Here is a 23,097-nt window from a genome sequence, read left to right on the forward strand (position 1 = left end):
AACAGCGTTCACCTCACCAAAGTGCCAGGCCCGCCGCCGGAGGCGGGCTCAGTCGGTCGCCAGCTCGGCGCTCGACAGGTAGGTCCGCTCGATCTCGCCGATGCGGCCGCGCAGCTCACGGGCCTCGCCCTCCAGCACCACCCGCCCATGGCTGAGCACGTACGCGCGGTCCGCGACCTCGAGGGCGTCCCGGACATGCTGCTCGACCAGGAGCACCGCGCCGCCCCGGTCCGCCGCCGCGCGCACGGCCAGCAGGAGGCGCTCGAGGACCAGCGGCGCGAGCCCGAGGGAGAGCTCGTCGGCGAGCAGCACCCGGGGGTCGGCCGCGAGCGCGCGCGCCAGGGTGAGCATCTGCTGCTCGCCACCGGAGAGCAGGCCCGCCCGGCGGGGCAGCAGTGGCGCCAGCTCCGGGAACAGCTCCAGGCACCGATCGCGCTCGCCCCCGCCCAGGCGCAGGTTGTCGGCCGCGGACAGCTCCATGAACACCGACCGTTCCTCGGTGATGTAGCGCAACCCGCCGCGGGCGCGCCGGTGCAGCGGCGCGGTCGTGCGGCGCCCGTCGAACAGCACCTCCCCGCGCAGCGGCCGCAACTCCCCCGCCAGCGCCCGGACCGTGGTCGTCTTGCCCGCGCCGTTGACCCCGAGCAGCGCCACGACCTCCCCGGGCCGCAGGATCAGATTCAGGTCGTGCACCACCGGGGTGGACCCGTAGCCGACCGACAGGCCGCGGGTTTCCAGCCGCGGCGACGGAGAGCGTTCGGACGATAAGAGGACGTTGCCGTTGGGCTGGGGCGCCGGGATACCCGAAGTGGTCGTCATGCGAGGACGGTACCGCCCGGACGGCCGATGTCCATGGCCCTTCCGGCGGTCGCACCGCGCATTCCCGAGGGGGCTCGTCGGTGCCCGTCCTACCCGCTCACCCCGAGCAGGTGAACGCCGTTGACTCGGAGGACGCCGCGGACGTACGCTGCGCCCGCACCGGTCGCTCGGCAGCGGCTGCGGCCGGCATTCCCAGTACCCCACCAAACGCGTGGAGGATGACTGCTGTCATGGACGTGGACGGAAAGATCGAGGTAGCCTCCTACATTCCCGCAGACTCATTCTTCGGCTCGCCCTACATCGACTCAGACGTTTGGCGCGAGAGCCCCTTACCCCACCGCCACGTGCACGGCGGTTTTCAGGACACCGACACCCGCTTCACCTTCTACTTCCCCACCGAGGACTCCTACGACGGCCGCCTGTTCCACCCGCTCGAGGGGGCCCACGCGGGCCACGAGGACGCCTTCGGCGGCCCGATGGGCGACGTGATCGGCGGGCTGGTCCTGATCTCCCGCCTCGGCGGCTACATGATCGAGTCGAACTCCGGCCACATCGGCGACGACATCGACCCCCGCGGCGGCGACGACCCCACCCTCTACGGCCACCGCGCCAGCGTCGAGACCGCGCGGTTCTCCAAGCACGTCGCCGCCCAGGTGTACGGCGCCCCGCCCCACCACGCCTACGTCTGGGGCGGCAGCGGCGGCGGGCGGCGCTCGCCGCTGTGCCTGGAGTACGGCACCGGTGTCTACGACGGCGCGCTGCCGTTCATGGGCGGCGGCGAGATCGCCGCGCACGGCACGACCACGCTCATGAAGGGCGCCCAGGTGATGGCCTTCGCGTCCATGTTCAACGTGCAGCGCCTGCTGCGCCGCCAGGCCGCCGGGGTCGTCGACGCGATGCGGCCGGGCGGCAGCGGCGACCCGTACGCCGGGCTGACCACGCACCAGCGCGAGGAGCTCGCCAACCTCTACCAGCTCGGCTACCCCCGCGGCGACGAGTTCATGATCTTCTCGCCGATGGGGCAGATCTGGCTGTGGTCGTCCATCGCCGACCGGCTCGCCACCGAGGACGCCGAGTACTTCACGGCCTTCTGGACGAAGCCCGGCTACGTCGGCCACGACGCGCCGGACGCCGTCGCCAACGACCTCCTCGACGTGACCACGACGGTGAGCCGGGTCGTCACCGGACGCGAGCTGCTGACCGACCCCGCGTACGCCGGACCGGAATTCGGCGGCCTGCGCGTGATGGCGTCGCTGATGAGCGCGGGGCCCGATCTGCCCATGGCGATCGAGGTCGAGGGCCTCGGCGACCGCTACCGCCTCGGCGCGGGCCTGCAACTGCTCAGCGGGAAGGCCAAGGGGCGCCAGCTCTACTGCATGGGCCACGCCGGCGACCTGCTGAGCGCCGACGGCGTCGCCGAGGCCAACCTGCTGCGCTTCCGCGACGTCGAGGTCGGCGACGAGATCCACGTCGACAACCGCCGGTTCCTGGCGTTCTGCTACTACTACCGCCACCACCTGATGGACGAGCCGGCGTTCGACTTCCTGCGCCCCGACGGCCGCCCGATCTACCCGCAGAACCGGGTGCCCACCATGTCGCCGCTGATGGGCGTGGCCTACTCGGGCCAGTACGAGGGGAAGCTGCTGTGGGTGCACCACACCCACGACGCCTCGCTGTGGCCGCCGCAGGGGCTGGTCTACGAGGCCGCGGTGCGCGCCGTGCGGGGCCCCGAGGCGGCCGCCGAGCGGTTCCGCCTGCGCTGGACCGAGAACGCCGAGCACATCCCGCCGGCGTACCTGCCCTCGGCGCCGGACCGGGCCACCTCGACGTGGCTCATCGACTACCTGCCCGTCATCGAGCAGAGCCTGCTCGACCTGGTCGCCTGGGTGGAGCAGGGGGTCGAGCCGGCCGGTTCGCGCTACGAGTTCCGCGACGGGCGGGTCGTGCTGCCGGCGACCGCGGCCGAGCGCGGCGGCATCCAGCCGGTGGTCTCGGCGACGGTGGACGGCGGCGAGCGGGCCGAGGTGCCGGCGGGCACGGCGGTGACCCTGCGGGTGGACGCCGAGGTGCCGCCGGGGGTCGGCACGATCGTCGCGGTCGAGTGGGACCTCGACGGCTCGGGTGCGTTCGCCGAGCCGGCCGACGTCGTCGGTACCCCCACCGCCGTGAGCCTCACCAGGACGGTCACCTACCCCACGCCGGGCACCCGGTTCGCGACCGCCCGGGTGTGGTCGCACCGCGACGGCGACCGCGACGCCGTGCACCGCCGCATCCCGAACGTCGCCTCCGTGCGGATCGTCGTGACCTGACCCGCATCACCCCAGCCCGTCGCGGGGCCGGCTGCGCATCGTCGCGCAGCCGGCCCCGCGACGCGTTTGCGCCCGCCCCGCCGGCGGGCGACGCCGGCACCGCCCACCCGCCAGCACCGCCCACCCGCCAGCGCCGCCCACCCGTCGGCACCGCCCACCCCAGCGGCACCGCCTGCACCGCCGGCGGATCGGTCGCGCCGCGGGCCTTGCTTTCCGGTCTTCACGTGCTAGCGTGATCCATCACCTGCAAAGATTTCTTTGCACGTGCCAGAGATTCGCACGCGACAGAGATTCACACGTGACGGCAATGTGCACGTGACAGAGATGGGCCCACGTGACGAGATCCGATCCATCCGGGGACGAGCTGGTGCAGATGATGGCCACGCTCGCCAACCCGCACCGGCTGCGGGTCCTCGCGGCGCTGGCCGGCGAGCGCAACTACGTGAGCCGGCTGGCCCGGGACCTGGACATCAGCCGGGCCCTGCTGCAGGTCCATCTGCGCAAGCTCGAGGCCGCCGGCCTCGTGACCGCCCGCCTGGAGCTCTCGGAGGACGGCAAGGCGATGAAGTTCTACGAGATCACAGCGTTTGTGATCCATCTGACCCCGCGGACCATCGCAGAGGCGGCCCGCACCCTCAGCCCGCAGGAGAAGGGATCAACGGCATGAGTCCCTACGACTGGCAGGAGATCATCGGCGTCATCGGGGCCTTCACCCTGGTCACGTCCGTGGTCATCGTGTCGATCTGGCAGTTCGCCGCGACCTGGCGAGCGAAGGCGTCCCTCGCCCGGGAGAAGGAGTACCGGACGATCGCGGACCGGGCCGTCCTGTTCCAGGAGGGCACCAAACGCCAGCTCGCCGAGCTCGGCGGTCGCCTCGCGGAGATGCAGACCCGGCTGCGGTCCGTCGAAAACATCCTCAAGGACGTCGAGTAGGGCGGTCAGCGGCCACCGAAGTCGGCGCGGACGGCGGTGGTGATCTCGGAGTAGCGGCCCAGGCTCACCGCGTCGGCGCCGCCGTCGACCGGCAGGATCACCCCGTTGACGAACCGGGACAGGTCGCTGGCCAGGAACACCACGGCCGCGGCGATGTCCTCGGGCTGCCCGACCCGGCCGGCCGGCTGCTCGTCGCGCAGCGCCTCGGCGAGGTGCTCCATGAAGGCCGGCCGGCGGTCCCGGGCGATGCCCATGCCCATCACCGGCGTCATGGTGATGCCGGGGCAGATCGCGTTGGAGCGGATGCCGTGCCGGCCGAGCTCGGCCGCGGCATGGCGCACCACGCCGATGACGGCGTGCTTGCCGATCGTGTAGCTCGGCTGGCCCAGGCCCCCGCGCAGCCCCGAACCGCTGCTCGTGGTGATGATCGAGCCGCCGCGGCCCTGCTCGATGAACACGCGGGCGGCGTGGCGGTGCCCGGAGACGGCCGAGCCGACGATGAGGCGCAGCGACCGGTCGAGCCCGTCCGGCCCGAGATCGACGAGCCCGGCCTGGTCGCCGGCGCCGCTGGCGTTGTTGAACATGATGTCCAGGCCGCCGAAGTGGTGCACCGCGGTGTCGACCAGGTTCGCGACCTGGTCGTCGTCGGAGACGTCCGCGTGGACGTAGAGCGCGGCGTCGCCGAGCCGCTCGGCGGCGGCCCGGCCGCGCTCGTCCTGGATGTCGCCGATGACCACGTGCGCGCCCTCGGCGACGAACGCCTCGGCGCTGGCCAGGCCGATGCCACTGCTGCCGCCGGTGACGATCGCTGTCTTGCCCACCAGGTTGTCCGGCATCGCCGTTCCCTTCCGGTCCGTGCTGGCTGGTGACGGTCTTCCGCACTGGACGGACGAGTCCGAACCAGGGCGGGGCCGGTTGCGGTGCGTTGTGCGCGGTCCGAAGCCGGCGATCGTGTACACCGCACCGCACTGCAACCGTTCGTGCGCACTGCAACCGTTCGTGCGCACTGCAACCGTTCGTGCGCGCCGCAACCGTTCGTGCGCGCGGCGACCGGCCGCCGCCGCGCGATGGTCGTGGTCGGTTCAGCGCAACAGGACCTGGCCGCCGTCGAGCATGAGCGTCGCCCCGGTCAGGTACTGCATGTCGTCGCTGACCAGGCCGACGATCGCCCGGCCGATGTCGGCGTAGGGGTCGCCGAGCCGGCGCAGCGGAGTCTGGCGGCGCTGCAGCTCCCAGCGCTCGGGGCTCTGCTTCATGTACTCCTCGGCCGCCGGCGACCACGCGGCCGGACAGACCTGGTTCACCCGGATCCCGTAGCGGCCCCATTCGATGGCGGTGACCTTCGTCAGGCCGCCGATGGCCTCTTTCGCCATCGCGTACCCGAGCAGGCCGGGGGCCCCGCGCACCCCGATCCCCGACCCGAAGTTGACGACCGCGCCGTGGCCGGAGTCCCGCAACGCCTCGAAGCAGGCCTGCATCATGTGCACGCTGCCCAGCGGGCCGGTCTCGAAGGATTCGAGGAGCTGGGCGTCGGTGGCGTCGACCGTGGGGATGCGGACGGTGTTGTTTCCGCCCTGGGCGTTGTTGATGAGGATGTCGACCCCGCCGAACGCGGCCAGCGTCGCCGCGACCGCGGCCTGCGCGTCGGCCCGCTCGGCCACGTCGCAGCGCAACGCCAGCACCCGGGCGCCCTTGCCCGCCAGCTCCTCGGCGGCGGTGATCACCTTCGACTCGGTGCGGCCGAGCAGGGCCACCGCGGCGCCCTCGTCGGCCAGCGCCGCGGCGATCCCCCGTCCCAGGCCCTGACCCGCACCGGTGACGACGGCGACCCGCCCGGCGAGCCGACCTGTCTGGCCCAGGCCAGGGGCCGCCTCGGAGGCCGGGGACGGAACGGATGCCGGGGACGGCTTGGCTGCCGGGGACGGCTTGGCTGCTGCGGACGGAACGGGTCCCGCGGTGGGCTCGGCCATCCCCGTCAGGCCGCCGTCGCCGTGGAGTGGGCTAACGGTGCGGAATCGACGTTCCCGGACAGCTCGCTCGCGCCCATCAGACAGCTCCGTCCTCTGTTGCCCGCGGGCCAGCACAGCCCAACCCCGCGCCGACGCCCACGGCCCCGCCCGGTACCCGCGGCCCGTGTGCGGGTACCGGGCAGCGTTTCAGAGTGGCCTCGACCGCGTCAACCGGTCGCGACCGGGCTCGGTGAACAGTGTTGACACGCCCTCGGTCGGCGCCTAATTTCCGGTGCATCGAGCTACCTCACTCGCGCCCGGGAACGGGCCCATGCGAGAAAGGACCGATCATGCCGGATATCGTCATCGAAACGTCGAGCGGCCGGATTCGCGGCACGACGACACCATCGGGCGTGCACGTTTTCAAGGGAATTCCGTACGGCGGATCCGTCGCCGGCGCGAACCGGTTTCAACCCGCTCGCCCGCCCGAGCCGTGGACGGGCGTTCGCGACGCCTTAGCCTACGGTCCGACCGCGCCGCAGGCACGCCCGGCCGAGGCGGGCGGCGGCGGCGCGGCCGATCCCGCCGCGACCGCGCGGATGGCGCCGTTCCTGGCATTCCTGCACGGCCTGGCCGGGGACGAACCGGCCCAGGACGAGGACTGCCTGGTGCTCAACGTCTGGACCGGCGGCGTCGACCAGCAACGCGCCCGCGCTGTGCTGGTGTGGCTGCACGGCGGCGCCTTCAGCACGGGCTCGGGCTCCTGGCCGCTCTACGACGGCGCCGCCCTGGCCGCCCGGGGCGACGCCGTGGTCGTCACGATCAACCACCGGCTGGGGCCGCTCGGCTTCCTGCACCTCGGCGAGCTGGCCGGGGACCGCTACCGCGACGCGGGCAACGCCGGCATGCTCGACATCGTGCTCGCCCTGCGGTGGGTTCGCGACAACATCGCCGGCTTCGGCGGCGACCCGAACCGGGTGCTGGTGTTCGGCGACTCGGGCGGCGCGTCGAAGACCTCCATCCTGCTGGGCATGCCGGCGGCGAAGGGCCTGTTCCACCGGGCGGCGGTGATGAGCGGCCCGCTGATCCGCTCCTGCCCGACGGACGTGGCGACCGCGAACGCCGAGGAGCTGCTCGGCCGGCTCGGGATCGCCCCGGCCGACGTCGCGAAGCTGCACGACGTGCCGGCCGAACTGCTGATCGCGGAGGCGGAGTCGATCGGGGTGCCGATCGGCTCCGGGCTCGCCGGGGCCGCCGGCAGCGAGCAGTTCATGCCCTTCCAGGCGGTCGTCGACGGCCACGTCCTGCCCGCCCACCCGATGGACCCGCACGCCTCGCCGCTGGGCGCCGACGTCCCCGTCCTCGTCGGGTCGACCCGGGACGACATGAAGATGATCATGTTGGGGATGCCATGGTTCGGTTCCCTCGACGAGGCCGGCCTGGCGGCGCTGGCCGGCGGCATGTTCGGCACCGCCGGGCCGGAGTTCGTGCGCGCCTACCGTGCGGAGCGGCCGGACGCGACGCCGAGCGAGCTCGCGTGTGCCTTCGTGACCGACCGGGTGATGTGGTGGGGCGGGATCGACTGGGCCCAGCGAAAGATCGCCGCGGCCGGCGCTCCCGTGTACGTCTACCGTTTCGATTTCGCCACGCCCGCCCTCGGCGGGATTCTCGGGGCCACCCACGGCGGTGAAATCCCCTTCGTGTTCGACAATTACCCGCTCACCCCGATGGCCGGTGAGCGGCCCGAGAACGCGCAGGTGGCCCGCGCGATCAGTGAGGCGTTCGTGCGTTTCGCCCAGGAGGGCGTTCCGGACCACCCCGGGCTGCCCACCTGGTCGCCGTACACGCTCGACGGACGCGCCACCATGATCTTCGATGCCGAGTCCCGGGTGGAGAACGATCCCCGTCCGGCGATCCGCGAGCTCCACGCCCGGGTGTCCGCGGGATAGATCGGCCGGGCGCCGGCACTTCCGCCCCGATAAGGCGAGTGGGTCCGGGACAACATCGCGGCCTTCGGCGGGGATCCCGGCAACGTCACGATCTCCGGCGAGTCCGGGGGCGGCTCCAAGGTCGCGACCCTGCTGGCGATGCCGTCCGCCCACGGCCTGTTCCACCGTGCCGTGATCATGAGCGGGTGGTTCGGCCTGCAGGGCACCGACCCCGCCCACGCCCAGTCTGTCACCGCGCGGGCGCTCGACCTGCTCGGCCTGCGTCCCGATCAGGCCGAGCAGGTGCTGACACTGCCGGCGCAGCGGCTGGTGGACGCCGCCGCCTCGATGGGCGGCATCGGACGTCCCGTTCTTCTTCGACACGGTGGACACCGCCACGGCCGCCGCCCTCGGCGCGGACGCCGGAGACGCCGAGGGACGCCGCGCCCTCGCGGCGCGGATGGGCGACGCCTGGGTCGCCTTCGCCCGCGACGGCCGGCCCACCGCCGGGCCCGATCTCCGATGGCCGCCGTACTCCCTGCCTGAACGCGCCACCGTTCTGTTCGACGTCCCCACCCGGATCGAGGACGACCCCGCCGGCGCCGAACGCGCCGCGTGGGACCGTCTCGGCTGAGAACGGGACTCTTCTGCCGGGCAGGACCCGGCTGCCGGACGGACCCGGCCATCGAACGGGGCTCCGCTACCGAGTTGGGCTCGGCTGCCGAACGGGGCTCCGCTACCGGGCTGGCGGCCGAACCGCCCATCCCCGCTGGCGCTGGGGGATGGGCGGTCGGCGGTGCTCAGGTGCGGCCGGCGCCCGTCAGCGCGACGACGTCATCGGGGACACCTGGCACCGGGGAACACCTGGCATCAGGGAACCTCCGTCATTCCGGCACGGTGGACGACGCTGCGGCCGCCACGAGCGGCTTCGCGTCCGCGGGGAGAATGAAGCCGGCGTTCACGGCGCTGGTCGTTGCCTTCATCCAGGCGGCGACGAAGGCGTCGTGGGACGGGTAGAGGGCGTGGAGCTGCGCCGGGGTGAACGGGACGGTGGTGCCGAACAGGGCGCAGAACGGGGAGGAACCGGTGTCCTGGCCGAGCCCGGACAGCTTCGCCACCGGAGCGTCGACCGCGGGAGTGCGGATGCCGCCCTTCACGTTACCGTTGGCGTCGAGGAGGTAGGCGTTGTTCGCGATCTGCAGCCGCGGTGCCTTCGACGGCGCCTGCCCGGTGGTGACCCACCGGTTGAGCTGCGAGAACGCGGTCTGCAGGACGTACTGTTGCTCGCCGGCATTGATCGGCTTGGCGCAGGAGAAGCCGGCGCCCCCGGTCGGCGGGTTGCGTAGCGCGTTGAACGCGGCGACGCTGCCCTGCCCGTCGCCGACGTCCGTAGCTCCGATGCCGATGGTGTAGGCGTCGGCATGGGCGGTCCCCGCAACCTCCCACAGGCGGAACCGGTTGGTGTCGTCCTGCCGGGCGTCGACGTAGCCGAGCAGGCCGGTCGGCAGGTCCGTCTCGGTCTGGAAGGTCAGGACCGGAACGGCGAGGTCGGGTCGGATCCGGACGACGGCCGGCGCGGCGATGTCGGGACGTTCCGGGGCCTGGGACAGCGCGCTCGCGGTGCCGGCGCGGCTGTGCAGCAGGTACCCGTCATAGACGTTGACGAGCGGGTGGATGGCGTTGACGTAGGTCGTCAGCCGGAAGGCCGACTGCGACTCTCCGTCGCCGAGCACCTTCTTCGGCTTCAGCCCGCCGAGGATCGTGCCGGCCGACTTCCGCACCGCCTGGCCGGTCTGGGAGAAGATGTCGTACGAGTAGCTGTCACCGGGGTGGGACAGCGCCTGGTAGCGATCCGGGTCGGCGTTCTTCGTCGCGTTGAGCCCGACCGCCTGCGCGGACACCCCGACCCAGGCGTAACCGTCCCGGATGAGCTGGTTGTGGGCGGCGGTCCAGTCCGGGGCGCCGTCGAAACCGGCGGACACATTGAGCCATTCGACGACGACGGTGCCGTTGAACTTCTTCGCGTCGGCCGGGCGGTTGACCACGATCCGGGTCGTGTAGGGCGCCGTGGCGGCCGGAGTCACGGTCCACGTGCCGTCCGATCCCAGCGTCCCCGACGCCTGGTAGGCGGTCGCGGAGCCGGCGAGGAAGTACTCGGACTGCCGGTACCCGACCTTACCTAAGTCGAATGCGGTGGCGCCCACCACAGGGACGCCCTTACCGCCGGTGACGGGCCCGGTCACAGTGGGACTGGCGGCCGAGGGGGTGGCGGCCTGGGCGGCCGAGCCAGTCGCGATCTGGGCCACCCCGGCGGCGGTCACGGTCAGCAGCGCGGCCACCGTAGTCGTCGCGATCCGTCGGCGGCGGGTCCGCCACCTGGCCATCATTGTCATGGTCACGTCCTTTACGGCGAGGGACGCCGCGACCCGACCTGCCTCCGCCGAGCCGCGACACACGTCAACATCGGTGGCTTCGCGAGCGATCACCATGCGCGGCCCCGGCCGTGTAAGCAACCGGGGCTGGCGCCGGAACGCCCCCGGAAATGCTCTGGCAATTCGCCGGAACCCGTTTCGGGGCTTTCCTGGAATCACTCGTTCACGATGCTGTGATCCCGACGTTACGGGACTTCGACCGTGGACGGCACCCCACCATGGGGTAAAGCTCTTCTTGACAAGGACGTTCCTTTTGGTCGAAGCCGGGATAGCGTGCACCGTCACCCTCTCCACTCCGACAGTTATCCGCCGAGTGTCGGAAATCCGTACCCAAATTACCGACGATTGCGCGGAAGCCGCCCACCACGGACCGCTTGCTTCGCCACCGGATGCGCCCCCACCCTCAACCGTCGTCCCGCACTCAACCGTCGCCCCACCCTCAACCGTCGCCCCACCACCAGCCGAGCCCCGCCCTCAGCCGTCGCCTCGGCCCCGCGACATCCGGCCGCCCCTCGCCGCCCGGCCCGGCTCCTGACGTCCGGCCTCGTTCTTCGCCGGCAGTCACAGCGGCCGTACCCGGCGCGACGAATGTGCTGGGCACGGCCCCACCCTCCGCCTTCCTCCTCGCCGGCAGTCGCAGCCTTGAGGATGTGGCCGGGCCGGCGGCCTGCGGCAGACCGCTGCCCCACATCGCTCACGGAGACGAACATACGTTCGACATCTGGCGGCTGCGAATCTACCGTCGACTCATGAACACGCACGGCCCCAGCCCCGGCCGCGACCCCGCTCCCAACCCAGTCCCCGCCCCCGGACTCAAGGCCACTTCCGATCCTGAAGCCGACGCCGTCCCGGGTCACACCTTCGGCTTCGACCCGAGGGGTTGTCCACGGCTGCTTACAGCGCTGTCCGAGCTCGACGAGCTGGTCGGGCAGGCGGTGGACATGCCCGGCTGGTCCCTGTCCGATGGCGACCTGGACAGCGCGGTGCTGGACTGCTCGGCGTTGCTGGCCCGGCTCGCCGCGCTGCGTCTGGGGTTGATCCATGAGCTGCACGGCCGCGGCAGCGCCCAACGCGAGGGTGCCACCAGCACGGCCGCGTTACTCCGCGCCCGGCTGCGGATCCGCCCCGGCGAGGCCCAGCGGCTGCTCGGTCTCGCCCTGGCAGTCGACGGCGATCTCACCGCCACCGGCACCGCCCTGACCGCCGGCACCATCAGCATCGACCAGGCCTTCGCGATCCACGCGGCGCTGCGCGCCCTACCCCGCGGGGCGGACCTCACCAGGCGGCGTGAAGCCGAAGCACTCCTGCTCCGCTGCGCGGACACCTTCGACCCCGCCGATCTCGCTCTCCTCGGCCGCCACATCCGCGAGCGTCTCACCGACATTGACACCAGCCCCGGTGGCAACAGCACCGACCCCGCCGACGACAACAGCGGCGGCGATGGCGATGGCGATGGCGATGGCGATGGCCGAGGTGATCACAACCCCGACGGTGGCAACCTCGACGGTGGCGCTGGTGGCGGTGGTGCTGGTGCTGGTGGCGGTGGTGGCGGTGGCGACGATCCGGCGTCGCGCCGCCACCTGTCGATCACCGACCTGTCCGACGGGATGACCCGGATCAGCGGCGAACTAGATGCCGAGGGCGCCGCACTCCTGCGCACCGCCCTCGACAGCCTCGCCGCCCCCAGCCCCGCCGTCGACGGCACGCCCGATCCCCGCAGCCCCGCCCGCCGCCGAGCCGACGCGCTCGTCGAGCTTCTGCACCGCGCACTCGACGCCTCGTCGGTACCTGTTTCCGGCGGTGTGCGCCCCCACCTGACCGTCACCGTCCCCTGGGCGACGCTGGTCGGCCGCGGCGGCCCTGCCGCGTCCACGAGCTGGGGCCAGCCGCTACCACGCTCCGTGCTACGCCGCCTCGCCTGCGACGCCGAGGTCAGCCGCATCGTCCTCAACCTGGACAGCGTCCCCCTCGACGTCGGCCGGACGCAACGCACCGTCCCGGCCGACCTGCGCCGCGCCCTGGTCGCCCGCGACCGCTGTTGCACGTTTCCCGGTTGCAGCAGGCCGCCGAGCTGGTGCCAGGAACACCACATCCGGCATTGGACCGACAACGGCACCACCTGCCTGGACAACCTCGTGCTCGTCTGCGGCTGGCACCACCGTTTCCTCCACCACCACGGCTGGACCGTCCGACTCGGCGCCGACCGCCGACCCGAGTTCCTCCCACCTCGCTGGGTCGACCCCACCCAGACACCCCGCCGAAACCCCTACACCCAGCCTCTCGAAACCCTCCTCAGCCCCCCGCCAGACCAGTGAGCGGCCCCGGATCCGGATGTCGGAACCTCGTGGGAGGCGGTGCTCGGCGAGCACCTCGACGCGCCCCGAGCACTGCCTTCCACAGGGTTCGGCGGAGATCAGCCCGTGGGACCGTTCGGGAACTTGAGCAGGGAGCCGGCATCGACGCGGATCTGCTGGCCGGTGATGTATCGGGACTCGTCGGAGGCGAGGAACAGCACCAGGTTGGAGATGTCGACCGGCTCGACGTAGGGGATCGGCATCGCCTGGAACGTGATGAACGCGGGCTCGACGTCCTCCCGGGTCGGGTTCTCCAGGTCGGGCCGGAACTGCGCGTACAGCCCGTCGTTGTGGAGCAGGTGGGTGTTGACGTTGGTCGGATGGATGGCGTTGACCCGGATGAACTTCGAGGCCAGGTGGAGCGCCATCTCCTCGACGTAGCCGATGAGGATCTTCTTTGCCCAGCCGTAGCCGGCGCTGCCCGGCCCCATCGCGGGGTTGTCGGTGGTGTTGGGCATCATGGCCGCGGTCGAGCCGGTGACGATGATGGAGCTGCGGTCCGGCAGGTGCGGGACGCTGACCGCGACGGCGTTCATCACGCCGATGAGGTCGACGTCGACGGCGTCGATGAAGTCGGTGGCCTGGGGGTCGCCCATCGCCATCGGCAGGATGCCGGCGTTCGCGACGACGATGTCGAGGCGGCCGAGCTCGGCGACGCCCTTGTTGACGGCCTCGCGGAGCTGGTCGCGCTCGCGGACGTCGGCCTTGGTCGCGATGATGCGCCGGCCGAGCTTCTCGACCAGTGTGACGGTCTCGGCGAGGTCCTCCGGGGTGGACAGCGGGTAGGGGTTCGACTCGATCTGCTCGACGATGTCGATGGCGATGATGTCGGCGCCCTCCTGCGCCAGGCGAACCGCGTGGCTGCGGCCCTGCCCGCGCGCCGCGCCCGTGATGAAGGCGACCTTGCCCTCGAGGCGACCTGACATTGTCCTGCTCCTCTGCTTGTGCGTGCGATCAGGTGGTGGACCGTCCGGATAGCGGCGGTCCGGGTGTGAACGGCCCAGGCAAGCACCGGCCCGGCAGAATGGCGGCCCGGATGTGGGCGGCCCGGCGAACGCGGCCCGGATTTGAGCGGCCCGGATTTGAGCAGCCCGGGTGTGAGCGGCCCGGGTGTGAGCAGCCCGGACGAACGGCGGGTCGGAGGATCAGCGGCCCGAGTGTGAGCAGCTCAGCCGCCGTAGCCGACGGACTTGCTCTCCAGGTGCTGTTCGAAGCCCTCGATGCCGCCCTGACGGCCGTTGCCCGACAACTTGTAGCCGCCGTAGGGGCCGTTCGAGCCGTAGAAGTTGCCGCCGTTGACGTTGATGCTCCCGGTGCGGATCCGGCGGGCGACGGCCAGGCCGCGGTCGAGCGAGGCGGAGAACACTCCGCCGGACAGGCCGTACGGGCTGTCGTTGGCGATCCGCACGGCGTCCGCCTCGTCGTCGAAGGGGATCACGGCCGCCACCGGGCCGAAGATCTCCTCGCGGGCTACCCGCATGCCGTTGTCCACGTCCGCGAGCAGCGTCGGCTCGACGTAGTAGCCGGCCGGCAGGTGCGCCGGGCGGCCGCCGCCGGCGACAACCCGGGCGCCCTCGGCCTTGCCGATCTCGATGTAGTCCAGCACCCGGTCGCGCTGGCGGGCGTTGATCTGCGGGCCGGAGAGGTTCGCCGGGTCGTTCGGGTCGCCGTAGGGAAGGTTGCGGAACACCTCGGTGAGGATCTCGAGACCCTGGTCGTAGACGGAGCGGGGCAGCAGAATCCGCGTCGTCATCGCGCAGCCCTGCCCGGCGTGCATGCACGCCCCGAGCCCGGCCCCGGGCAGCACCGAGGCGAGGTCGGCGTCCTCGAGCACGATCATCGCGGACTTACCGCCGAGCTCCAGCAGCGTCCGCTTCATCGTCCCGGCGGACAGTTCGACGATGCGCCGGCCGACCCCGGTCGACCCGGTGAACGACACCATGTCCACCCGGTGATCGGTCACCAGCAGCTCGGCCACCGCGTTGTCCGAGGTCGGGACCACGTTCACGACGCCCGCCGGGATGTCCGTCCGCTCGGCGACGATGCGGCCGATCCGGGTGGCGTTCCAGGGCGTGTCCGGCGCCGGCTTGAGTACGACAGTGTTGCCGGTCGCCAGGATCGGCCCCAGCTTGTTGATCGTCACCTCGAACGGGTAGTTCCACGGCACGATCGCCGCGACCACCCCCACCGGCTCCTTCCAGACCGCGCGGTGACTGGGCCCGAACAGGTTCGTGTCGGGCAGCGTGCGCTCCCACGGGAAGGTGTCGATCAGCTCCAGCGGCCCGCGCAGGCCGTCCGCCAGCGGCCAGTCAAGCTGCGCGAGGTGCGTCACCGCGATCGGGGCGCCCGCCTCGGCGATGAGCTCCGCGCGCAACGCCTCCTTCTCGTCGTCCAGCGCGGCCTGCAACTGGGCCAGGCACCGCTTGCGCAGCTCCCGGTCCGTCGACCACGACGACTCGTCGAACGCGCGACGCGCCGCCGCGATGGCCCGGTCCATGTCCGCCGCCGTGGCGTCCGTCGTCTGACCGAGGATCTCCTCGGTGGCAGGGTTGATGTTGTCGTAGCGGCTGCCCGCCGCCGACTCGCCGAGTTTCCCGTCGATCAGAAGCCGCGGCTCGCCCTGTAAGGACACCGCCTCAGATGCCGTCGTCATCGCCGATCAGACTCCCTCGCCATCGAAGACCCGTCCTGACGGGGCGGGTGCGTCGAGGAAAGTTACAGCGCATCTGACACGATGTCTACGTGTGGGCCCGGATGCGCACACGAGGACGATCGGCCCCTTTGCGCGAAAGTCCGTCGCACGCCGGAGCGATCGATCGGCCCCCCGGAGAATATTTCGGGCATGCCGAACCGCGATCCCGCTTTGGTCACTGCGGGAGCGGCAGGACGGCTATTCGAAACAGTCGCCGCCTCCGGCCAAGACGGGACTTTGTCTGCCGGCCGGGTCCACCGGCCGGGTTCACCAGCCGGCCCCGGGAGTTGGGAGGCAGGCATGCAGGAACTCCCGAACCCCGGTGGTGAAGGATTTCGGTGATCACAGCCTCGTCCGACTGAGACTGCGCCCTGGAGTATCCGTGCCCTGGAGTATCCGTTTGGTGACATCACCCCTCTTCGAACCGCCGAGACATTCCCTGGATGGAGAACCTCCGGGTCCGGTCAGGCGTCGTCTTCCGGGCCGGGATCGCCAACCTTCGCGGGTGCGGCGACAGAAGCCCACAGGGTCACGATCGCGTCGGTCAGCTCGTCCGGGTTGGGGGACGGGATCAGATACAGCGAGCTCGTGGCTCGCAGCAGAAGCTCCGCCAGGACCTCCCGTCTCACCGTGCCTTCCTGGACGATGCCGAGATCGTCGAACACGGGCTCAAGGAGTCCCGCCACCTGGGCCACGAAGGTCGGGAAGATGTCGCGGATGAACTGCAGAGCGAAGGCGGGCTCCGCTTCGATGACTCGGGAAACCTCGGGATGATCGTCTCCGTAGTGCATGATGGCATCGGCGATCGCGCGGAGGCGCTCGGAGGCGACCGCCTGCCCGGCGACCGCTTCGTCGAGCGCCGCGCTGACCCCCCGCCGGACGTGGTCGCTGATGGCGGTGAGCAGCTCACCTTTGGTCTTGAAGTACCGGTAGAGCGTGCCACGAGAGACCTCCGCAGCCGCGGAAACGTCGCGCAGGGACATCTTGGCCGGGCCGCGGGCCGCGATGCACCCCAACGCCGCATCGAGGATCTTCGCGGGCGTCTCGAACCTGTTCCCCACTGCGTGCCTCCAGTCTGACGCCGCGCCTCCCAGTCTGACGCCGTGTCTCCAGCCTGACGCCGTGCCTCCAGCCTGACTGCGTGCCTCCAGCCTGACGGCGGGACGACCCGCTCCCGACCTCGTCCACACAAGCGTGCCCTCGTGGCCGACGGTAGGAGGACTCTCGGGATCAAGGTGTTGTGCGCCGGAGCCGTCAAGAAGCCGCCGATACCCACGAGGCTCTCCGGCGTCACCCAAGGCGATCGACCAGGTACCCAATCCTCTTGACGATGATCGAATAGAACTTTATTGACTCTATTGACTCAATAAGACTAGCCTATCAGCGTGTCGCAGACCACAGTCGCACGTTGCCGAGCACAGCCACCACCGAGTCGTCGGGCCACCGCGCGGATGCGGGCGCGGCACGCCGTGCGGTGGTCGGCGTGCCCCAGTCCCGGAGAAAGGGTGGAGACCCCCGGCGTCTGACCAGATCAGGACCGCGCGTCGCCCCGACCGTTCGGGCGACTCGCAACCAGACCGACGGCGCCTCACCGCCAGCACCGCACCGCTCGGCCCAGCACCACTCGGCCCAGCACCGCTCGGCCCAGCACCGCCGGCACCGCACCACTCGGCCCAGCACCGCTCGGCCCAGCACCGCCGGCACCGCACCACTCGGCCCAGCACCGCTCGGCCCAGCACCGCTCGGCCCAGCACCGCCGGTCCGCTCCCGACGGTGGTCTGATCGTGGCCGTCAGTGCGAATCGTTCCGTAGACACGGTCGCCGCCCATCGCCTTTGTCGCGCGCGACGCGGTGCCCGACCAGAAGTATTTCGCCGACCTCTCCATCCCCCCGAGAAACCCGGCAGCCGTTTCCCGAGCCGGGTCGAGAGCCGGCGCGGCGGGACGCAACGTTCTCGTGTACACACTCTTTCCCGTAGTTCCCACTGCGCTCATCACACTTGACTGCGTCCCACAACAGGCCGGCGGAACAGGCCGGCAGACTTGCCGATGCCACCGATCACCGGCACGGTGAAACGGCGCCCGAAATTCGGCACAACCGTCCGGTCGGGCGTCAGATCATAATCGCAAAACGAGAGGGACGAACGAACCGTGACCACCGTTGACGAAGCAGCATTTAGTGACACCGACCTGGACCATCACAGCGCAAGATTCCGGGAACACAACTACGAAATTATGACGGATCTCCAGAACCGCTGCCCGGTGGCCAAGTCTTCGGCCTGGGGCGGCTACTGGCTCTTCACCTCGTATGAGGCCGTGTTCGACGCCTGTCGAGACACGGATCTTTTCAGCAACCACATGAGCAAGGCTATTCCGGCCCTGCCGGTCGAGGTGTCCTTCATTCCGATCGACATCGACCCGCCCATGCTGCAGAAGTACCGGAAGTTACTGCTTCCCTACCTCTCGCCCAAGGAGGCGGAGCGGCGGGAACCGGACCTGCGGCGCACCGCCACCGAGCTGATCGACGCCTTCATCGAGAGCGGCGAAGCCGACCTCGCCGAGCAGCTTTTCACCCCGCTGCCGGCCCGGTGGACGCTGCAGCTCCTCGACTTCGACGAGAGCCGCTGGCCGGACTGGATCGACTGGCTGCATTCCCTCATCCATGACCGTGCCTATGCCCCGGAGCGGTCCGCCCAGTCCGCGGCCAACATCTACGGCACTATTGCCCAGGAGATCGCCCAGCGCCGGCTCCGCCGGGGCAAGGGCGTGCTCAGCGATCTCATGGAGGCGGAGATCGACGGGGAGAAGCTCTCCGACGAGGAGCTTTCCGGCATTGTCGTGCTGCTCCTGCTCGGTGGCATGGACACCACGGCAGGACCCACCGGCAATGCCTTCCTACGCATCAACGCCGATCCCGCACTGCGCCGCCGGCTCCTCGAGGACCCGGCCGTCCTGGAGAGCGCGACGGAGGAGTTCCTGCGCCACGACACCCCGGTGCAGGGCCTCACCCGAGTCGTCACGCGGGACGCGGAGTTCCACGGCCGCCAGCTCAAGAAGGGCGACCGGGTCATGCTGATGTTCGCGGCGGCCAACCGCGATCCCAGCGCCTTCGAATACCCGCACGACATCGATCTTGATCGTGGCACGAATCGGCACATGGCCTTCGCGCTGGGTGTCCACCGCTGCCTGGGCTCGAACTTCGCGCGGGCCATGTTCCGCGTGATGATTACCGAACTGTTGCGTCGGCTGCCGGACGTGCATGTCGCGGCTCCCATCGAGCGCCTTGCGGACGCGGGCGACGTCTACGCGGTAAAGCACCTCCCAGTCCGCTTCGCTCCCGGGCCGCGCGAACGCGTGGGTACGCCTGCCCACCGTGACTGAGCCATCGGCCGCGGCCCCGTGGCGCCCTCCGCGACGCCTGGACTGCCTCAAGATCTCGAACCCGTTCCGGATCTGGTAGGCGGTCGCACCGGGATGAGCCGCGCGGTCGGAGATAGCTTCCCATCACCATGTCCGGCTTTCGTATCGCGCGCTGCGTGATGACTCACGCGAAGGCCCCGGAGGTCTATGAGCTCGACGACGAGGGTTTCATCGGCGCGGTGGCACAGGTGGCGTGCCACCTGGCCTGGAAGAGGCTGCCCGGCTCGGTGCCGCGGCCCTGCCCGGAGCGAGTGCTCTCGCCGGTCGAGTAGAGGTAGTCCGCGCGAGCGGGGCCCTGCGAGCCGAAGGGGTCGGGGCGAGCCCGGTCCGGTCGACTCAGGTCGGAAGGTCGTCGAGATCTGCGCAGAGGGCCCGGATGATCAGTGCGGCCGTCAGCCGGGTCCGGCCCGCCGGGGTGTCGATGGAGAAACCCAGGACGCGCTCGGCCTTGGCCAGGCGTGCGATCAGAGTGCTGTGGTGCACGTACAGCACGGCCGCCGCCTGCCGCAGCGAGGCGGTGGCGCCGACGGCGACGAGCATGGCCAGCGTCTGCGGGCCCTGCGCCTCGGCGCCGAGCCGTCGCAGCGCAGCAACGTCGGGCGAGGCGGCGAGCCGTTCGCCGGGCACCTGCTCGGCGACGTCCCGCCAGACGCCGAGGCTCTCCTCGGTGACCAGCGCCGCCCCACCGGCGAGCGTGGCCAGTCCGGCCGGCAACCCCGACCCGGTGAACCGCAACGCCGTGCGGGCGCCGCGCCACGCCCGCTGCGCCGCGGACGCCGGCATCGGCGCGGACCGGCCCACCCGCACGCCGGTCGGGATCGTCGGCTCGTCGACGGGCGCCTCCCGCCCGACCACCGCGCGCACGTCGCCGATCCGCACGGCGCGCACCCATGGATGCAGCCCGGCCAGGAACCCGGCGCCGGCCGCGGGGTCGGGCGAGCGGACGGCGTAGACCGTGACCGAACAGGTCGGCTCGATGCCGAGCAGCCGCAGGGCACGTGCCCGGCCGGCATCATCGGCGCCCGCGCCGAGCACCAGTTCCAGCAGCGCCGGATCCCCGGTCCCGGGATGGTCGAGCCGCGGGCGAGGGGACAGCGCGCGGACCGCGTGCGCCAGCCGGTCCAGAAGCATCCGATCCTGCGCGAGCGGCTGTCCCGGCCGCGCGAGCCACACCCACCGGTCGTCGCCAACCGGCGCCCGGGCCGCACCGTCCGGCGGGTCGCCGGCGAGCGGGACTCCCCCACCAGCTCGCACCACCAACGGCGGCACCGAACCACCGGCGAGGCCGACCTCGCACCCGGCGAACTGGGCGGTGGCCGACAGCACGGCCTCCAGGCTGGCCCGGTGCTCGACGAAACTGTCGAAGAAGGCGATGATCCGCACCGCACCGAGCGCACCCTCGTCCAGGTCCGCCAGCCGCAGGATCAGCCCTTCCATGCCAGGAGACTACGACCGTGGGCAGGCCCGCGGGTACCGGCGACGCGCGCAGGGCGGACGACGGTACCGGCCGCCCGGCCCACCAGCCGCCGCCCGGCCCGCCAATCGCACACCCGCCAATCGCACACCCGCCGGCCGCGCGACCCGCCAGCAGCGCGACCCGCCGACAGCCCTCACCCGCCCGACAGCCTCACCCGCTCGACGGCCGCGCCCGGATTCGCGGCCGCCGGTGGACACGCAACGGTCCCGGGCTCGACGATGGCCAGGCGTCCCGGCCCCCGGGTGCCAGGTCACAGACGGGAGGATTGCCGGTGGGTTATGCCCTCGACCCGGAAGTCGCGCCCTGGGTCGCGCTCCTGGCCGACGTCCCGATCACCGACGTCGCGCGGGCCCGCACGCTGGTGCGTCAGCTTGCCGCGGCCGCCCCGCAGCCCGATGCCGGTGGAACGGTCTCGATCACCGACCGGGCGGTCCCGGGACCGGCGGGCGCACCGGACGTCCGGGTGCGGCTCTACCGTCCCGTCACGGCGCCGGCCGACTGTGCGGCCATGCTCTTCCTGCACGGCGGCGGTTTCATTCTCGGCGATCTCGACATGGCGCACGTCGAGGCACTGCGATTCGCGGAGCTGGGTTGCGTGGTGGTCAGCGTCGACTACCGGCTTGCGCCCGAGCACCCGTACCCGGCCGCGGTCGACGACTGTTACGCCGCGCTCGTCTGGCTGGCCCGCGAGGCCCGGCCGAGCCTGGGGGTGGATCCGGCGCGCATCGCCGTCGCCGGCGGCAGCGCGGGTGCGTGCCTCGCCGCCGCCCTGACCCTGCTCAGCCGCGACCGCGCGGGCCCGGCCCTCTGCTTTCAATTCCTCACCGCCCCCAAACTCGACGACCGTCTCGACACCGTGTCGATGCGCACGCTCACGGACACCCCGATGTGGAACAGCGGAAAGGTCGCGCTCACCTGGCGCTACTACCTCGCCGACCGCGCCGGCTGCTCCGACGCGGACGTGCCGCCCTACGCGGCGCCGGCACGCGCGGCGGACCTGTCGGGCCTGCCGCCGGCGTTCGTCTCGGTCTGCGAGTTCGATCCGTTACGCGACGAGGGCCTCGCATACGCGCAACGGCTCGTCCAGGCCGGGGTGCCCACCGAGCTGCACCTCTACCCGGGCACCTTCCACGGGTCCCGGCTCATCCAGAGCGCCCAGGTCACCCGGCAGATGATCGCCGACGAGGATCGCGCGATCGTCCGCCGCCTCGGCCTCGCACCTCGTCCTGCCCCGAGCCGGGACTCCTGATACTGGAACGGCACTAGGACCACAACGGCGCTAGGACCGCAACGGCGCTAGGACCGCAACGGCGCTAGGACCGCGGACGGGCGCAGGCCTGCCGGTGTGGTCCCCCGGACTGCTCGAAGCCGCTCAGGATGTGGGCGAACCCGTCGTCGACACGGGAGTCGCGGCGTGCGCTGGTGGTGACCCGCACCGCGGTCGTATGGAGAACGCGCAGGTCGGGATGGCGGTGCAGGTTCGCGGCCAGCGCGTTGTCCTCGCCGACGGCAAGCGGGGGAATGCCGCCGACCCGGTTGTAGGCGTCCAGGCGGATGCCCAGGTTGGCACCGTGCGCATGCCGGTGCCAGCCCGACTCCGCAGGTTCCGTCCCGCGGTAGTGTCGCAGGAAACGTCGCTGCGCGGGGGCGGGAAAGCCGTCCCAGTCGTCGATGTCGACCACGCCGAACACCGCATCCGCGCCGTCGAGGGCGAACTCCACCTGGGCCGCGAGCCAGTCAGGGGAGACCCGACTGTCCGCGTCGGTGGTCGCGAGCCACACCGCGCGCGGACTGACCGGGGAGGCTGCCACCGCCGCCCGGGAGATCAGGTGCGCGAATCCGCGCGACCGGGCCCTTCCCACGTTCCGTTCGCGCACGGCGAGCGTCGGCATGGCCCGCGTTCGGCAGTGCCGGGCCGACTCGTCGCCGCAGTCGTCGAGCACGACCAGCACCTCGACGCCGACGCCGCGCAGACCCGGGTGGTGGACCGCCTCGCCCAACGCGTCGAGGCAGGCCCCGATCAGGTCCTGCTCGTCATGGGCCGGGACCACCACGGCGACCCTGCTGATCCGGTTCATCGGCGGCTGATCCGGTTCAGGGGGTAACGGGGCCTACCGCGGCTCGTGGGAGCCTGCTTCTGTTTCACCGCAGGCCCGTTCGCGCGGCGACCGAGCGGGCGTCGCGGGCCCAGACGTCCGCCACCAGATCGTCCTCGAGATGGTGCACGAGGCGCGTCAGTCCCGCACCGGCGGCGGCCTGCCCGAGCAGCGCGTGCACCTCGTCGCCCCCGCACGGGTAGTCCTCGACGCGATGCCGCCAGTGGACGGCGACCAGCGTGCCCGCCGAGGTGGTGGCACGGGCGGCGACGAGGCGGGCGTCGGCCTGGCCGAAGTAGTAGCCCACCTCGGAGAGCACCACGAGCTCGAAGGCCCGCGCCGGCCAGTCCCCCGGCAGCCGCGCCGCCTCGACCCGCACGTTCGGCAGGTCGGCGGTCCGGCGGGTGGCGGCCGACACCGCGGCCGGCGCCACATCGGTCGCCAGCAGCCACCCGCAGCGGGCGGCGAGATCGCGGGTCAGCAGGCCGATCGAGCAACCCGGCTCGTAGCCGGTCGCGTAGTGGTCGTCGGGAAGCAGGGCGACGGTGAGCGCCCGCTTCCGCCGCTCGTACCAGCGGTCGGCGAAGCCCCACGGGTCGCCGTCGCCCGCGTACATCTCGTCGAAGTACTGCGGCGGCAGCGTCATCGAACCCTCCGTGAACCTTCGCGGTCCGGCTTCCCGCTGTGTA

Annotated in this window: 19 protein-coding genes and 1 pseudogene; 10 read left to right on the plus strand and 10 right to left on the minus strand. The window is 71.5% G+C overall.

The features are described from left to right. Window positions 1-48: 48 nt before the first annotated feature. On the minus strand, window positions 49-819 hold the full coding sequence (locus AC5R91_RS18730; protein ID WP_495392648.1) for an ABC transporter ATP-binding protein: 771 nt from the start codon (window positions 817-819) through the stop codon (window positions 49-51). A 230-nt stretch (window positions 820-1,049) separates the two neighbouring features. On the opposite strand from AC5R91_RS18730, the gene AC5R91_RS18735 reads away from it, so the two are divergent. The 3 genes from AC5R91_RS18735 to AC5R91_RS18745 all read left to right on the plus strand — a co-directional run bounded on the left by AC5R91_RS18735 (window position 1,050) and on the right by AC5R91_RS18745 (window position 4,061). Beyond that, window positions 1,050-3,128: a hypothetical protein gene (locus AC5R91_RS18735; RefSeq protein WP_495392649.1), complete on the plus strand. Its 2,079-nt coding sequence runs from the start codon at window positions 1,050-1,052 to the stop codon at window positions 3,126-3,128. A 334-nt stretch (window positions 3,129-3,462) separates the two neighbouring features. Beyond that, window positions 3,463-3,795 (plus strand): ArsR/SmtB family transcription factor, encoded by a 333-nt coding sequence (locus tag AC5R91_RS18740; protein ID WP_495392650.1) that lies wholly within the window; start codon window positions 3,463-3,465, stop codon window positions 3,793-3,795. Then, entirely contained in the window at window positions 3,792-4,061 is a 270-nt protein-coding gene (locus tag AC5R91_RS18745) for a hypothetical protein (protein WP_495392651.1), read from the plus strand. The genes AC5R91_RS18740 and AC5R91_RS18745 overlap by 4 nt, the downstream gene beginning before the upstream one ends. A 5-nt stretch (window positions 4,062-4,066) precedes the next feature. Here AC5R91_RS18745 and AC5R91_RS18750 read toward each other — a convergent pair whose 3' ends face one another. Both AC5R91_RS18750 and AC5R91_RS18755 read right to left on the minus strand, forming a co-directional pair. Then, window positions 4,067-4,897, minus strand: coding sequence for an SDR family NAD(P)-dependent oxidoreductase (locus AC5R91_RS18750; protein ID WP_495392652.1), 831 nt, complete (start codon window positions 4,895-4,897; stop codon window positions 4,067-4,069). Window positions 4,898-5,143: 246 nt separating this feature from the next. Then, window positions 5,144-6,031, minus strand: coding sequence for an SDR family NAD(P)-dependent oxidoreductase (locus AC5R91_RS18755; protein WP_495392653.1), 888 nt, complete (start codon window positions 6,029-6,031; stop codon window positions 5,144-5,146). Window positions 6,032-6,360: 329 nt separating this feature from the next. Here AC5R91_RS18755 and AC5R91_RS18760 point away from each other — a divergent pair, with 329 nt between their 5' ends. The 3 genes and pseudogenes from AC5R91_RS18760 (at window position 6,361) to AC5R91_RS18770 (ending at window position 8,572) form a co-directional block, all read left to right on the plus strand. Next, on the plus strand, window positions 6,361-7,959 hold the full coding sequence (locus AC5R91_RS18760; RefSeq protein ID WP_495392654.1) for a carboxylesterase/lipase family protein: 1,599 nt from the start codon (window positions 6,361-6,363) through the stop codon (window positions 7,957-7,959). 48 nt (window positions 7,960-8,007) lie between these two features. Continuing rightward, window positions 8,008-8,262 (plus strand): annotated as a pseudogene (locus AC5R91_RS18765) (carboxylesterase family protein); the annotation flags it as partial. A gap of 61 nt (window positions 8,263-8,323) precedes the next feature. After that, window positions 8,324-8,572 (plus strand): hypothetical protein, encoded by a 249-nt coding sequence (locus AC5R91_RS18770; RefSeq protein WP_495392655.1) that lies wholly within the window; start codon window positions 8,324-8,326, stop codon window positions 8,570-8,572. Between the two features lie 250 nt (window positions 8,573-8,822). Here the strand turns inward: AC5R91_RS18770 and AC5R91_RS18775 are convergent, their stop codons facing one another. Continuing rightward, complete coding sequence (locus tag AC5R91_RS18775; protein WP_495392656.1) at window positions 8,823-10,331, minus strand: alpha/beta hydrolase domain-containing protein; 1,509 nt, start codon at window positions 10,329-10,331, stop codon at window positions 8,823-8,825. A gap of 788 nt (window positions 10,332-11,119) precedes the next feature. On the opposite strand from AC5R91_RS18775, the gene AC5R91_RS18780 reads away from it, so the two are divergent. Next, on the plus strand, window positions 11,120-12,685 hold the full coding sequence (locus AC5R91_RS18780) for an HNH endonuclease signature motif containing protein (RefSeq protein WP_495392657.1): 1,566 nt from the start codon (window positions 11,120-11,122) through the stop codon (window positions 12,683-12,685). Window positions 12,686-12,783: 98 nt separating this feature from the next. On the opposite strand, the gene AC5R91_RS18785 is transcribed toward AC5R91_RS18780, so the two are convergent. From AC5R91_RS18785 to AC5R91_RS18795, 3 genes are all read right to left on the minus strand, one after another. Further along, entirely contained in the window at window positions 12,784-13,650 is an 867-nt protein-coding gene (locus tag AC5R91_RS18785) for a mycofactocin-coupled SDR family oxidoreductase (RefSeq protein WP_495392658.1), read from the minus strand. A 242-nt stretch (window positions 13,651-13,892) separates the two neighbouring features. After that, window positions 13,893-15,377 carry an aldehyde dehydrogenase family protein gene (locus tag AC5R91_RS18790; protein WP_495392659.1) on the minus strand — a complete coding sequence of 495 codons (1,485 nt, stop codon included), beginning with the start codon at window positions 15,375-15,377 and terminating at the stop codon, window positions 13,893-13,895. A 503-nt stretch (window positions 15,378-15,880) separates the two neighbouring features. Further along, window positions 15,881-16,477, minus strand: coding sequence for a TetR/AcrR family transcriptional regulator (locus tag AC5R91_RS18795; RefSeq protein WP_495392660.1), 597 nt, complete (start codon window positions 16,475-16,477; stop codon window positions 15,881-15,883). A gap of 1,089 nt (window positions 16,478-17,566) precedes the next feature. On the opposite strand from AC5R91_RS18795, the gene AC5R91_RS18800 reads away from it, so the two are divergent. After that, window positions 17,567-18,796, plus strand: a complete 1,230-nt coding sequence (locus AC5R91_RS18800) for a cytochrome P450 (RefSeq protein ID WP_495392661.1) — start codon at window positions 17,567-17,569, stop codon at window positions 18,794-18,796. A 158-nt stretch (window positions 18,797-18,954) separates the two neighbouring features. After that, window positions 18,955-19,107, plus strand: coding sequence for a hypothetical protein (locus tag AC5R91_RS18805; protein ID WP_495392662.1), 153 nt, complete (start codon window positions 18,955-18,957; stop codon window positions 19,105-19,107). 64 nt (window positions 19,108-19,171) lie between these two features. Here AC5R91_RS18805 and AC5R91_RS18810 read toward each other — a convergent pair whose 3' ends face one another. Beyond that, window positions 19,172-20,272 carry a PucR family transcriptional regulator gene (locus AC5R91_RS18810; protein ID WP_495392663.1) on the minus strand — a complete coding sequence of 367 codons (1,101 nt, stop codon included), beginning with the start codon at window positions 20,270-20,272 and terminating at the stop codon, window positions 19,172-19,174. A 311-nt stretch (window positions 20,273-20,583) separates the two neighbouring features. On the opposite strand from AC5R91_RS18810, the gene AC5R91_RS18815 reads away from it, so the two are divergent. Beyond that, window positions 20,584-21,561 (plus strand): alpha/beta hydrolase, encoded by a 978-nt coding sequence (locus AC5R91_RS18815; RefSeq protein ID WP_495392664.1) that lies wholly within the window; start codon window positions 20,584-20,586, stop codon window positions 21,559-21,561. Window positions 21,562-21,625: 64 nt separating this feature from the next. Here the strand turns inward: AC5R91_RS18815 and AC5R91_RS18820 are convergent, their stop codons facing one another. Continuing rightward, window positions 21,626-22,390 (minus strand): glycosyltransferase family 2 protein, encoded by a 765-nt coding sequence (locus AC5R91_RS18820; protein ID WP_495392665.1) that lies wholly within the window; start codon window positions 22,388-22,390, stop codon window positions 21,626-21,628. A gap of 64 nt (window positions 22,391-22,454) precedes the next feature. Continuing rightward, window positions 22,455-23,054, minus strand: coding sequence for an SAM-dependent methyltransferase (locus tag AC5R91_RS18825; RefSeq protein WP_495392666.1), 600 nt, complete (start codon window positions 23,052-23,054; stop codon window positions 22,455-22,457). Between the last annotated feature and the right edge of the window lie 43 nt (window positions 23,055-23,097).

It is taken from the genome of Frankia sp. BMG5.60 (assembly GCF_059428125.1).